Origin of the sequence: Burkholderia sp. AU28863 (assembly GCF_002223195.1) — a bacterium.
Taxonomy (GTDB): Bacteria; Pseudomonadota; Gammaproteobacteria; order Burkholderiales; family Burkholderiaceae; genus Burkholderia; species Burkholderia sola.
In genome coordinates, this window is sequence record NZ_NKFE01000005.1 from 734,461 (window position 1) to 747,173 (window position 12,713).

General features: G+C 67.3%; 12 protein-coding genes. 8 read left to right on the forward strand and 4 right to left on the reverse strand.

All coding sequences use genetic code 11. From position 1 onward, the window contains the following. A complete protein-coding gene (locus tag CFB81_RS19815) occupies positions 1 to 834 on the forward strand; it encodes a Pnap_2097 family protein (protein ID WP_089437073.1) in 834 nt (277 codons plus the stop codon). Next, a complete protein-coding gene (gene scpA / locus CFB81_RS19820; RefSeq protein WP_089436251.1) occupies positions 831 to 2,972 on the forward strand; it encodes a methylmalonyl-CoA mutase in 2,142 nt (713 codons plus the stop codon). Before CFB81_RS19815 ends, scpA begins: the two co-directional genes overlap by 4 nt. Before the next feature lie 145 nt (positions 2,973 to 3,117). On the opposite strand, the gene CFB81_RS19825 is transcribed toward scpA, so the two are convergent. Beyond that, positions 3,118 to 3,936 carry a response regulator transcription factor gene (locus CFB81_RS19825; protein ID WP_069618394.1) on the reverse strand — a complete coding sequence of 273 codons (819 nt, stop codon included), beginning with the start codon at positions 3,934 to 3,936 and terminating at the stop codon, positions 3,118 to 3,120. 176 nt (positions 3,937 to 4,112) lie between these two features. Between CFB81_RS19825 and CFB81_RS19830 the strand changes: the two genes are divergently transcribed. The 3 genes from CFB81_RS19830 to CFB81_RS19840 all read left to right on the forward strand — a co-directional run bounded on the left by CFB81_RS19830 (position 4,113) and on the right by CFB81_RS19840 (position 6,915). Continuing rightward, the gene (locus CFB81_RS19830; protein ID WP_069618393.1) at positions 4,113 to 4,958 is read left to right on the forward strand and encodes a carbon-nitrogen hydrolase family protein; all 846 of its coding nucleotides are present in this window, start codon (positions 4,113 to 4,115) and stop codon (positions 4,956 to 4,958) included. Positions 4,959 to 5,097: 139 nt separating this feature from the next. Continuing rightward, positions 5,098 to 6,438, forward strand: a complete 1,341-nt coding sequence (locus tag CFB81_RS19835; RefSeq protein WP_069618392.1) for an APC family permease — start codon at positions 5,098 to 5,100, stop codon at positions 6,436 to 6,438. 264 nt (positions 6,439 to 6,702) lie between these two features. Continuing rightward, positions 6,703 to 6,915, forward strand: coding sequence for a hypothetical protein (locus CFB81_RS19840; protein ID WP_069618391.1), 213 nt, complete (start codon positions 6,703 to 6,705; stop codon positions 6,913 to 6,915). Between the two features lie 61 nt (positions 6,916 to 6,976). Here the strand turns inward: CFB81_RS19840 and CFB81_RS19845 are convergent, their stop codons facing one another. The 3 genes from CFB81_RS19845 to CFB81_RS19855 all read right to left on the reverse strand — a co-directional run bounded on the left by CFB81_RS19845 (position 6,977) and on the right by CFB81_RS19855 (position 10,130). Continuing rightward, positions 6,977 to 7,402 carry an NUDIX hydrolase gene (locus CFB81_RS19845; RefSeq protein ID WP_089436252.1) on the reverse strand — a complete coding sequence of 142 codons (426 nt, stop codon included), beginning with the start codon at positions 7,400 to 7,402 and terminating at the stop codon, positions 6,977 to 6,979. Positions 7,403 to 7,620: 218 nt separating this feature from the next. Continuing rightward, positions 7,621 to 9,009: a nucleobase:cation symporter-2 family protein gene (locus tag CFB81_RS19850; RefSeq protein ID WP_089436253.1), complete on the reverse strand. Its 1,389-nt coding sequence runs from the start codon at positions 9,007 to 9,009 to the stop codon at positions 7,621 to 7,623. A gap of 143 nt (positions 9,010 to 9,152) precedes the next feature. Continuing rightward, the gene (locus CFB81_RS19855) at positions 9,153 to 10,130 is read right to left on the reverse strand and encodes a LysR substrate-binding domain-containing protein (RefSeq protein ID WP_089436254.1); all 978 of its coding nucleotides are present in this window, start codon (positions 10,128 to 10,130) and stop codon (positions 9,153 to 9,155) included. 133 nt (positions 10,131 to 10,263) lie between these two features. Between CFB81_RS19855 and CFB81_RS19860 the strand changes: the two genes are divergently transcribed. The 3 genes from CFB81_RS19860 (at position 10,264) to CFB81_RS19870 (ending at position 12,713) form a co-directional block, all read left to right on the forward strand. Beyond that, complete coding sequence (locus CFB81_RS19860; protein ID WP_089436255.1) at positions 10,264 to 10,983, forward strand: SDR family oxidoreductase; 720 nt, start codon at positions 10,264 to 10,266, stop codon at positions 10,981 to 10,983. Positions 10,984 to 11,223: 240 nt separating this feature from the next. After that, entirely contained in the window at positions 11,224 to 11,559 is a 336-nt protein-coding gene (locus tag CFB81_RS19865; protein WP_059582584.1) for a putative quinol monooxygenase, read from the forward strand. Further along, positions 11,556 to 12,713 (forward strand): iron-containing alcohol dehydrogenase, encoded by a 1,158-nt coding sequence (locus CFB81_RS19870; protein ID WP_089436256.1) that lies wholly within the window; start codon positions 11,556 to 11,558, stop codon positions 12,711 to 12,713. The genes CFB81_RS19865 and CFB81_RS19870 overlap by 4 nt, the downstream gene beginning before the upstream one ends.

Here is a 12,713-nt window from a genome sequence, read left to right on the forward strand (position 1 = left end):
ATGCATACCGCCATCCACCGCTATCGGGCCGGCATGCCGCAGCTCGCGCACACGGGGCTCGCGGAAAACTGGCTGCTCAAGGAGTGCGGGCAGCGTCACTGGGACGCGCTGGCCGCGCATGGCGGCCGCGACGCGCCCGAGTTCTTCGACGACGACGGGCGGCGTGCCTATGCGTCGTTCGTCGCGGTGCGCGTCGACATGAACCGCCGTCACGCGATTCGCGAGAACGATACGTTCGCGCTGCATGTCGCGCTTCGCCGGGTCGGCCCGGTTCGTCATTTCAGCGAGCAGCGGATCCGATACGGCGACCACGAAGCAGGAATCGTGCGGATGATGTCGACGTTCGTGACGCGCGAACACGCTGGCAGCAACCGCTCGGTGGTGAAGGCGCGAATGACCGGCGTCGACGGCCGCACGGGACCGGTCCCGACCGATGTGCTGTCGATGGCGGAGTGCGCGAAGAAGTTGCGGATGCGGGATGCGTCGATCGTGCCGGCGCTCGCCGGCTTCACGGAGGACGTTGGCGCAAGCGTGTCGTTCCTGCCGTGCCCGAACATGGATTTCAACGGCGCGGACCTGCTGTACTTCGCCAGCTTCCAGGCCTTCGTCGACCGCGCGGAATGGCAGCATTACCGCTTCGCGCACGCACCGGTGCTGGCGGCGCGTCAACTGTACTTTCATGGAAATCTCGACATCGGCGATGCGTTGACCGTGCATTTCGCGCGTGCCCGGGCCAATGCGGGCGGCTTGCTGCACTGGAGCGAAATCCTGCGCGACAGCGACGGGATGAAGATTGCCGATGTCATTACGCAAAAGCACTGGAGCCGGGCATGAACGAAGCGGCAATCATGGCGCCCGGCGCCGACGCGGAGCACGTCGCGCGGAACGATCGAGGCGCGCGCTCGGTGCCGCTGCGTCAACTTTACACGCAGCGCGATCTCGAAGCCGTCGCGCATCTCGGCGGCATGCCCGGCACGTGGCCCTATGTGCGCGGGCCGTACGCGTCGATGTATACCGATCGCCCATGGACGATTCGCCAATACACGGGGCACGCGGACGCGACGGATTCCAATCTCGCGTTTCGCGCGGTGCTCGAACAGGGCGCGCAGGGGCTGTCGGTGGCATTCGACCTGGCGACGCAGCGCGGCTACGACTCGGATTGCGCCGACGCGCGGGCCGATGTGGGCGTGGCCGGCGTCGCGATCGATACGGTCGAGGACATGGCGCGGCTGTTCGACGGCATCGCGCTCGACCGCACGACCGTGTCGATGACGATGAACGGCGCGGTTCTGCCGATCATGGCGGCATTCGTCGTGGCCGCCGAGGAGCAGGGCGTGCCGCCCGGGCGGATCGGCGGGACGATTCAGAACGATATCCTGAAGGAGTACATGGTCCGCAATACGTGGATCTTCGCGCCGGAGCCGTCGATGCGGATCGTCGCCGACGTCGCGCTGTGGCTGGCGCGGCATGCGCCGCGCTTCAATGCGCTGTCGGTGTCGGGATATCACTTCCAGGAAGCCGGCGCCGATGCCGTGCTCGAACTCGCGTTGACGCTGTCGAATGCGCGGGCGTACGTCGGCACGCTGGCCGCACGCGGGATGCCCGCGGATGAAGCCTGCGCTCGGCTGAGCTTCTTCTTCGGCGTCGGCAGCGATTTCTATACGGAAATCGCCAAGCTGCGCGCGGCGCGTCTGCTGTGGGCGGAGATCGCACACGCGTGCGGCGCGCGTTCGCCGCGGGCGTGTGCGCTACGCATGCATTGCCAGACATCGGGCTGGTCGTTGACCGCACAGGAGCCGGAAAACAACATCGTTCGCGTGACGGCGCAGGCGATGGCCGCGGTGTTCGGCGGCACGCAGTCGCTGCACACGAATGCGTACGACGAAGCGCTTGCGCTGCCGTCCGCGGCGGCGGCGCGCCTCGCGCGCAATACGCAGCTGATTCTGCAGCATGAAACGGGACTGTGCGAGACGGTCGATCCGTGGGCCGGCTCATACATGATGGAGTCGCTGACGGACGGCATCGCGACGCGCGTGCGCGCCGAGCTGGCAGCCATCGACGCGCAGGGCGGCGTGATCGCCGCGATCGCGTCCGGCTGGGTGAAGCGGCGCTTGCTGCATGCCGCGGCGGAGACGCAGGCGCAGGTCGATTCCGGGCGCCGGACCGTGGTCGGCGTGAATCGTTTCGTCGCGAGCGATCCGACGGACGCGTTCATGGCGCGCGAGATGGACGGTCGTCACGTTCGTGCGGGGCAGGTGCGCCGAATCGCAGCCGTCAAGGCCGCGCGCGATCCGGTGCGGGTGGAGGCGGCGTTGCGGCGGCTGGCCGATGCGGCGCGCGACGGCGGCGGAAACCTGCTCGCATTGGCGATCGACTGCATGCGGGCACGTGCGACCGTTGGGGAGTGTACGCACGCGCTGGAATCGGTATGGCCGCGGCATGCCGCGGCGGTGGATGCGGGCGGCGAGGGCGTCTACGGCGACCATCGGTGTGACGACGCCGCATGGCGGGCGGCGGCGGGCCGCGTCGGCCGGCTGGCGAAACGTGCGGGACGCCGGCCGCGCATCGTGATCGCCAAGCTCGGCCAGGACGGACACGACCGCGGTGCGGCGGTGGTCGCAGCCGCGCTGGAGGACGCCGGATTCGACGTCCTTCGCCTGCCGCTGTTTCAGCAACCGGCCGCCGTGGCGGCTGCCGCACAGGCGCATGGCGCGGATATCGTGGGCGTTTCGTCGTTGTCGGGCGCCCACCTGGAACTCGTCGAAGGGCTGCTCGACGAACTGGCGCTGCTTCGCGCCGAGATTCCGGTCGTGTTGGGCGGCATCTTTCCCGTCGCGGATGCGCGCCATCTGAAGGCGAAGGGTGTCGCGGCGACGTTCGGGCCGGGTATACCGCTCGACGCGATCGTCGACGCGCTGTGTGCATGTATCGAGCGGGCCCGGTGTGTACATGCGGCGAACGGCGTGATCTGAGCGTGTCCGCGGGAATTGGGCGCCTCTTCTCGATCGCCGAACCAGCGCCCTTTTCCTGACACGGGAGAATGCGCGATCTCGCTGCCGCGCGCGATTGCGTCATGACCATCGATCGGATGTCCGAGCGGCGACGCCGTCGCTCGCCTCACGCGGATTCACCCGCTCTCGCGGGATCGTAGAACAGCGCGAAGAGTTCCGACTGCGACCCGACACCGAGCTTTGCATAGATGTGCTTTTTATGTGCGCGCACGGTCTCGAACGAGATCGACAGTTTCTCGCCGATCGCCCGCGTGGAGAAGCCGCTCAACGACAGCATCGCCACTTCGGTTTCACGCGTCGTCAATGCGCCGCGTCCGCTCTTTCCGGTCAGCATGCCGAAGCGCGTGTGCGGATCGGGCGCTTCTTGTTGTCTCGCGCGCGGCGTTTCGTTCACGACGAACGTTTCGAAGCGCAGGCGCTGCTGCATCAACGACAGCACCCAGGGTGTGTAAAGCGTCAGCAATGCCATCTCGCGCTCGTCGTATTTGCTCGTCTTGCCGAGCGAGAAGCCCAGCGTGTGATCGCGATCGATCACGACGTTGAAATGCACTTCGTCGCCGACGATGTTCTTCTTGAAGTACCGCTGGTAATACTCGGTCATCCGGAAGTTGTCCGGCGCGACGTCGGCGAGCGTGTAGAAGCCCGACGCCTGCGTTTCGAACGCGGCGAGATAGAACGGATCGAGCTGGTAGAGCGCGGCCAGATAGTCCTGGAACATCAGGTCGATCTTGCCGTCCGGCATCGCTTGTTCCGCGAGCACGAGCGGCGCCGCATCGCGCGCGAAGCGTAGCGCGACCCAGTTGTCGAAATCGAGATGCCGCTCGAGTACGCGCGTGAGACGCGCCCAGAAATGCGGACCATCGAGGGCGTCGATGGCCGAGCCAATCTCCCGATGAAAAGCGAGATCTCGCCATTCGAGGTCCATCGTGTGCTCCGGTGAGGGTAACCCTGGCGGGGAATTTCAGGTCAAAAATAATAACCCGATAATCGGCCTCAATTCGACGGGCGGCGGGCCGTTCGCCGCTTCGCTCGACGCGCGTCGCATGACACGTGCAACGCATACGACATGCCAATGAAAGGCAATTGGAAGGAGATGGCTTCATGCAGGTAGAACTCGCGCAACTGTCGCTCGTCGACGGACACGTCGCGCACAACACGCGCAAGGTGATCGACACGATCGAGCGCGTCGACGTGGCCGGCGGCACGAAACTGATCGTGTTCCCCGAAACGACGCTGTCGGGTTTCCCGACGCGGGAGAACGTCGCCGATGTCGCCGAGACGCTCGACGGCCCGCGGCTGCTGGCGGTACGCGACGCGGCACGTCGCAAGGGCGTTGCCGTCGCGGTGGGCTTCGCGGAGCGCGATGGCGGACGGTTCTACAACACGACGGTACTCGTCGACGAGCGGGGCGACATCGTCCTGCGCTATCGCAAGACCCACCTGTGGGCGTCGGATGTCGGCGTATTCACGCCAGGCGACCGCTTCGCGACCTGCGTCTGGAACGGCCTGACGGTCGGCCTGCTGATCTGCTACGACATCGAATTCCCCGAGACGGCGCGCGCGGTCGCTGCGCTCGACGCCGATCTGCTGATCGTCACCAACGGCAACATGGACCCGTTCGGCCCCGTCCATCGCCGCGCGATCGCGGCACGTGCGATGGAGAACCAGATGTTCGCGGTGATGGTGAATCGCTGCGGGACCGGCGACGAGGATCTGACGTTCGCGGGCCTGTCCACGCTGGTCGATCCGTTTGGCGAGAGCACGATCGAACTCGGCCGGGACGAAGCCGTCGCTCAGGCGCGCCTCGATCTGACGCGCCTCGCAGCAAGTCGCGAGCATTACAGCTATCTGCACGACGCGCGCGTGGCACTCGGTCTCTCGCCTGTCGAACAGGTGGGCGGCAGTCGCGTGCTCACGATCGACGCGGGCCGTCACCGCGCCGAGTAGCCCGAATCCACGGTCCATCCGATGCATGGAGCAGGGCGCGATGCCCGCACATGCCCGGTCGTCCCATCGACATGCCGGAAATGCCTGCCGCACGGCACCCAGGCATTCGCATCGGCCCCAGAAGGGCCCAGGAGATAACATGCAAGCGTCGTCACCCAGCGAACCGGTACGCCTGAAGCGCACGCTCGGCCTGCCGTCCGTGCTGTTGTTCGGCCTCGCCTATATGGCGCCGCTGATCGTCTACGGGACCTACGGCGTGCTCGCCAAGGCCAGCGACGATACGGCCGCGCTCGCCTATCTGCTCGCGCTGATCGCCATCGCGTTTACCGCGCTCAGCTACGGCAAGCTCGCGCGGCTCTATCCGGCCGCGGGCTCGGCCTACACGTACACGCGCAGGACGTTCAACCCGCACCTCGGCTTCATGATCGGCTGGGCGACGCTGCTCGACTATTTCTTCCTGCCGATGGTGATCTGGCTGATTGGTGCCGCGTACCTGAACGCGGCATTTCCGCACGTGCCGACCTGGATCTGGATCGTCGCGTTCATCGTGCTGACGAGCGGGTTGAACATCGTCGGCATCGAACTGGCCGCGCGCTTCAATATCGTGCTGATGGTCGTGCAACTGGCGGTCGTCGCGATGTTCGTCGTACTGTGCTGGCACTATGCGTCGGCTGCGGCGGGCCCCGGCGGCATCGCGATGGCGGAGCCGTTCTTCAGGCCGCACGTGCCGTTCGGCGCGACGATGGCAGGCGCCGCGATCGCCGCGTATTCGTATCTCGGCTTCGACGCCGTCTCGACGTTGACCGAGGAAACGATCGATCCGAAAAAGAACATGCCGCGTGCGATCCTGCTGATTGCGCTGATCGGCGGCGCGATTTTCGTGATCGCGGCGTATACGATGCAGCTTGCGCATCCCGGCGTCGAATTCAAGGATACGGATTCGGCCGCGTTCGAAGTCGCGAAGATGATCGGCGGCGACCTGTTCGTCACCGTGTTCCTCGCGGGCCTGATCCTCGCGCAGTTCGCATCGGGCATCTCCGCGCAAGCGAGCGTCGGGCGGCTGCTTTACGCGATGGGCCGCGACGAAATCCTGCCGAAGCGCATCTTCGGGTTCATTCATCCGCGCTTCAAGACGCCCGCGATCAATATCGCACTTGCCGGCGTCGTCGGATTGATCGCGCTGAAGCTGGATGTCGCCACGTCGACGTCGTTCATCAACTTCGGCGCATTCCTCGCCTTTACGGCCGTCAATCTGTGCGTGATCCGGCTGTATCTGTCGGGCAATCCCGGTGAGCGCGGGATCGGAGTATTCGGCGGCCTCGTTTTTCCGTTGATCGGCGCGGTGTCCGATATCTGGCTGCTCGTGAGCCTCGAGAAGGCGGCGCTCGTGCTCGGCGTCGCATGGTTCGTGCTCGGGCTCGTGTATCTGTGCTGGATTACGCGGCTGTTTCGCCAGGCACCGCCGGAAGTGGCGATTTGAACGGCGAGCAGGCGGGCGACTGCGGGCGCGACGCCGAAGCGCGGCCGATCAGTGACGACGTGATCCGGGGGCTGGACGGGCACACCCCATGACCTGCCGCAGGTTGCGCGACCCGGCCGCACGTGGCGGCCGCGGCCGCCGAAACTTGATCGGGAAAAGCACCAGAAGCTTGCGGATTTTCTTCCGGTTATAGTGGAATCACTGAAGGTAGACGCGGCGCTTGTTGCCGATACCGTTCAGGTAACGACCGTAGACGGGTGCCGTATGAAAAACATAATCGACAAGACCGCTGGACCGATCTGGGGCGTGGCAGCAGGATTGCTTCTTGCTGGTGCAGGATTGAGTCTGGGTATTTTCCCGGCGGCGCTGCGCAGCTCGGGCAGCGCAAACGAGTTCATGGCGTCCGGCGTCGCGATGCTGGGCATCTTCCTCGTCGTCTATTCCACGCACGAACTGCGAAGAAAGCGCTCGCACTGAGCGAGCGCGCACCGCTGATCACGACACCCGACTCGAGCCGGCCGACGGCTCGGGGCGGGCGTTACGCCTTGCGGATTTCGTGGTTGTAGACGAGTTCGACGATTCGCTTCGTCGGAAGACTTGTGCGCAGACGGTCGATACTGTCGATCGGGAACCACTTGCATTTCTCGATCTCGTTGCTCGCTTGCGGTGTCTGGTCCGGCCCGACTTCCGCGAAGAACACGTGATGGATCTTCGCGAGCCCGGTGAACTGCATCGAGTACACCAGATCCTGGCCGGTCATGCCCGTTTCCTCGCCCAGTTCGCGATGCGCGGCTTCGAGCGGTGTTTCCCCGCGCTTGATCGTGCCGCCCGGAAGGGCCCAGCGCGATGCCGCACGCGTGACGAGCAACACGCGCGCATTGCGATAGCAGACGACGGTCGCGCGTTCCTTGATCGGAACGGCAGTCGTTTCGGGGGCTTTGTCGGGCGCGAGGGTTTGGGGCATGCGGTGATTCTAACCAGCCAGAATCGATCGGCCAAGGCGCCCTGACCGGGTTTGACGATTGATTGCCGCCGATGCGCGGTCGGCACGTTGCGTGCCGGCCGAAAGCGCAGGGCCGGTGGCGGGGCCGTGCGCCGGACGCCCGATGCCGTTGGGCATGAGGACCGACGCGGCCCGTCACGACCGCCACGTTGTCATGCGGTTCGCCCCGCGCTTGGCCGTTACTTCCTTTCCGGCAGGAACCAGTTCATCACGAGGGCGCAGATGCCGCCCGTCGCCACGCCCGATTCCAGCACGTTCTTCAGCGCATGCGGCAGGCTGTTCAGAATGTCCGGTACCTGCGACACGCCGAGGCCGAGCGCGAGCGACACCGCGATGATCAGCAGCGCGCGGCGGTCGAGGTGGACGCCCGCGAGGATGTTGATGCCCGACGCGGCCACGGCACCGAACATCACCATCGCCGCACCGCCGAGCACGGGCTCCGGCACGGCCTGCAGCACGCCGGCGACGACCGGGAACAGGCCGAGCACGACGAGCATCCCCGCGATCCAGATGCCGACGTGACGGCTCGCGACGCCGGTGATCTGGATCACGCCGTTGTTCTGCGCGAATACCGAACTCGGGAACGTATTGAAGACGCCGGCCAGCAGCGAGTTCGCGCCGTTGACCAGCACACCGCCCTTGATCCGCTGCATCCACACCGGCCCTTCGACCGGCTCGTTCGAGATCTTGCTGGTGGCCGTCACGTCGCCGATCGCTTCGAGCGACGTGACGAGATAGATGATCAGCATCGGCACGAACAGCGCCCACGAGAAGCCGATGCCGAAATGCAGCGGCGTCGGCACCTGGAACAGCGCGGCCTGGTGCATGCCGGTGAAATCGAGGCGGCCGAGGAACGCGGCCGCGAGGTAGCCGATCGCGAGCGCGATGACGAGCGCCGTGCTGCGCACCCAGACGACCTGCACGCGGTTCAGCAGGATGATCGTGCCGAGCACGAGGCCCGACAGCGTCAGGTTCTCGGCGCTCGCGAACGTGCCCTTGGCCATCGCGCCGTAGCCGCCGCCCATGCTGATCAGGCCGACCTTGATCAGCGTGAGGCCGATCAGCAACACGACGATGCCGGTGACGAGCGGCGTGATCAGGCGCTTCACGAACGGCAGGATGCGCGACACGCCCATCTCGACGAACGACCCGGCGATCACGACGCCGAAGATCGCGGCCATCACGGTCTCGACCGGCGTGCCCTGCTTGACCATCAGGCTGCCGCCGGCGATCAGCGGGCCGACGAAGTTGAAGCTCGTGCCCTGAACGATCAGCAGGCCGGCGCCGAGCGGGCCGAAGCGCTTGCACTGGACGAAGGTCGCGATGCCGGAAATCACCAGCGACATCGACACGATCAGGGTCGTATCGCGGCTGGACACGCCGAGCGCCTGGCAGATCAGCAGGCCGGGCGTGACGATCGGCACGATGATCGCGAGCAGGTGCTGCAGCGCGGCGACGAAGGCGACCATCGGCGCCGGCCGGTCGTTCGGACCGTAGACGAGGTCGCGGGCCGCGTCTGCGGCGTCGGCGCCGCGGGAAGCGGATTGGGCGGAGGAGGCGGGTTGCATGGCGAGCGGGCCGGACAAGGTGGAAAGTGCGGCATTTTAGCCGAAGGGGCTGCCGGCGCCGCCCGGCCGGACCGCGGTAGTGGGGCGTCGCGGGTACGTTGCCGACCGCGCGGCTGGCCGGCCAGGGAGCCCGCGACGCGACGTCAGCCGGCCGCGCGGGCTCCCTGGCCGCGCGCCGCGGCGCGTGGCGGGCCGGAATCCGGATACGCGCGCTGGCACACGGCGATGACCGTGTCGCGCAGACGGCGATGGACGGGGTCGCCATGCATGCGCGGATGCCACAGCGCGGACACGAGGATCGCCGGCAAGCGGACCGGGACTTCGAAGCTGCGCAGCCCGAGCGCTTCGATGAGCCCGGGCGAGCACGCGTTGCCGAGGCTCGAGCGCGGCACCAGCGCGATCAGGTCGGTGCTGGCCGCGACGCGCATCGCGTCCGGATAGCCCGGCACGACGACATGCACGGCGGGGCCCGGGCCGGCCTCGCCGGTCGAGTCGCCGGCGGGCCCGCCGAAATCGCCCAATTGGGCTGCGATAACGTGGCGGCAGGCCGCATAGCGCGCGGGCGTGATCCGGGCCGAGGCGAGCAGCGGATGCCCGGCGCGCGCCACCGCGACATGCCAGTCGTGAAAGAGCATGCGCGTGTGCAGTTCGGGCGCGTCGTCGCCGCGCTTGCCGATTTCCAGGTCGACCGTGCCGTCGCGCAGCGCTTGCGGATCGCGGTCGAGCTTCGGGACGAAGCGGATCCGCACGTGCGGCGCGACGTCGGCCAGGGCGGCGACGACCGGGCCGGCCAGCATTTCCATGAACGATGCGGCCGCGCGAATGGTGAACGTGGCCGTGAGCGTCGCCAGCTCGACGTCGGCCGTCGCCGGCCGGAGCACCGCGCGCGCGTCGTGCGCGACGGCATGCACGCGGTCGCGCAACGCGGCGGCGTGCGGCGTCGGCACGAGCTTGCGCCCGGCGCGCACGAGCAGCGGGTCGCCGGTGGCGATGCGCAGCCGCGTGAGCGTACGACTCATCGCGGACGTGCTCAGGCCCAGCCGGCGCGCGGCGCCGGTCACGCTGCTCTCCGACAGCAGCACGTCGAGCGCGGTGACGAGGTTCAGGTCGATGTCTTCCATGCGGACAGGATACGCCACTGCGAGGTTTGGCATGGCGTTTGGTGCAACGATGGATTGCATCGGGTGCGTCTGGCGCCTGCCTTGGTGCGCGCCTATAGTGGGCGCATGACGAAACACGGCAAAGGCGAAAACCATGCAATCGACTGAATCGAATCGACGAAACGCCCCCGCGCTCCTGCTCGTCGCGGCGTCGCGCGGCCTCGGACTGGCAATGGCGGAGGTATTCCTGAACAAGGGCTGGAACGTGACGGGTACCGTGCGCGAAGGAGCGGGGCGCACGAAGCTGCATGACCTGGCCGACCGGTTCGACGGCCGGCTCGAGATCGGCACGCTCGACATCTGCGAGCCCGCGCAGCTGGCCGCGCTGCGCGAGCGCCTGTCGGGCCGGCGCTTCGACATGCTGTTCGTGAATGCGGGCACGACCAACGATCCGAATGAAACGATCGGCGAAGTGACGACCGACGAATTCGTGCGCGTGATGATCACGAATGCGCTGGCGCCGATGCGCGCGATCGAGACGCTGCAGGATCTCGTGACCGACGACGGGCTGATCGGCGCGATGTCGTCGGGGCAGGGCAGCGTGACCAACAACGTCACGGGGATGCGCGAGGTGTATCGCGGCAGCAAGGCCGCGCTGAACCAGTTCATGCGCAGCTTCGCGGCGCGTCAGGCCGACACGCGCCGCGCGTTGGCGCTGATGGCGCCCGGCTGGGTCCGCACCGAACTCGGCGGGCCCGATGCGCGCCTGACCATCGAGGAGAGCGTGCCAAGCCTCGTCGACGTGCTGCTGGCGAAGCGGGCGCGGCCCGGGCTCGAATATCTCGACTATCTGGGGCGGACGGTGCCTTGGTAGCCGGGGTGGCGGCGCAAGCGGGCGGCGGCCGGCCCTGTTCCGGCTCGTCGTGAGCGTGCGGCGCGATTCGGCCTGCTGTTCGCGGCCCGGTCGCGGCACTGCGAAGGCCGTGCCGATTCAATACAATGCCACGACGCGTCAGCGATACGGTGCCGCATCATCGCGTTTGAATCCATCCGGTTCATGGCGGATGGGGGGCGCTCCCGTCGCGACGGGCTTGTGTCGAACATGGAGCGCAGCATGAACGAACCCTATCTGCAGGTCATCGCGCATTTCTTCGCGAAACCCGGCAACGGCGACCGCGTGGTCGAACTGCTGGCCGAACTCGCGCCGGCCACGCGCACCGAGCCGAAAAACCTCGACTACGCATACTTCCGGTCGCCGGAGAACCCCGACCACATCGTGATCCTCGAGCGTTACAGCGAGGCCGACGGCCTCGACGTGCATCGGGAAACGCCGCATTTCCAGCGGATCGGTGTCGGCGCGATCATGCCGTTGCTCGATCGTCGCGAGGTGATCCGCTACATGGTGCAGCCGGACACCGGCACGGCGACGGCCCCGGGAGGCGCCCGATGAACCCGTTTCAATTCCGCACCGTTCCGACGCAGATCGTCGAATTCGGCGCCGCGCGCCGGCTCGGCCCACTGTTGCGCGAACGCTTTCCGGCGCTCGCGCGGCTGTGCGTCGTCACCGATGCGTTCCTGCATCGCAGCGGCGTGCTCGCGCCCGCGCTGGAGAGCCTCGCCGCGCACGGCTGGCAGGTCACCGTGATCGACGACGTGATCGCCGATCCGCCCGAGCACGTGGTGCTCGAAGCGACCGCGCGGGCCGTCGCGGCCGATGCCGAGATCGTGCTCGGTCTCGGCGGCGGCTCGTCGATGGACGTCGCGAAGTTGATCGCGGTGCTCGCGCCGGGGCAGCAGGCGCTGGTCGACATGTACGGCGTCGACAAGGTCGCGAGCGCGCGGCTGCCGCTCGTGCAGATGCCGACCACGGCCGGCACCGGCTCCGAGGTCACGGCCGTGTCGATCGTCACGGTCGGCGAGGCGCGCAAGATGGGCGTCGTGTCGCCGCACCTGTTCGCGGACGTCGCGATCCTCGACGCGGAGCTCACGCTCGGCCTGCCGCGCGCGGCGACGGCGGCGACCGGCATCGACGCAATGGTGCATGCGATCGAGGCATACACGTCCGCGCGTCTGAAGAATCCGGTATCGGACATGCTGGCGACGCACGCACTGACGCTGCTGTCGCGCAACCTGCTGGCCGCATGCGACGACGGGCAGAACCGGCACGCGCGCGAAGCGATGCTGGTCGGCGCGATGTTCGCGGGGCAGGCGTTTGCGAATGCGCCGGTCGCGGCCGTGCACGCGCTGGCCTATCCGGTGGGCGGGATCTTCCACGTGCCGCACGGGTTGTCGAATGCGCTGGTGCTGCCGCACGTGCTGCGCTTCAATGCGCGGGCCGCCGCGCCGCTGTATGCGGAACTGGCGGCCATCGTCGCGCCGTCGGCCACGGGCAGCGACGAAGCGAAAACGCACGCGCTGATCGCCGAGATCGACCGGCTGATCGTCGCGACGGGGATTCCGCGCACGCTGCGCGAGGTCGGTATCGGCGAGGACGACCTGCCGAGGATGGCGTCGGACGCGATGCTGCAGACGCGTCTGCTCGTGAACAATCCGCGCGAGGTGACCGAGGCCGACGCGCTGGAGATCTACCGGCAGGCGTGGTGA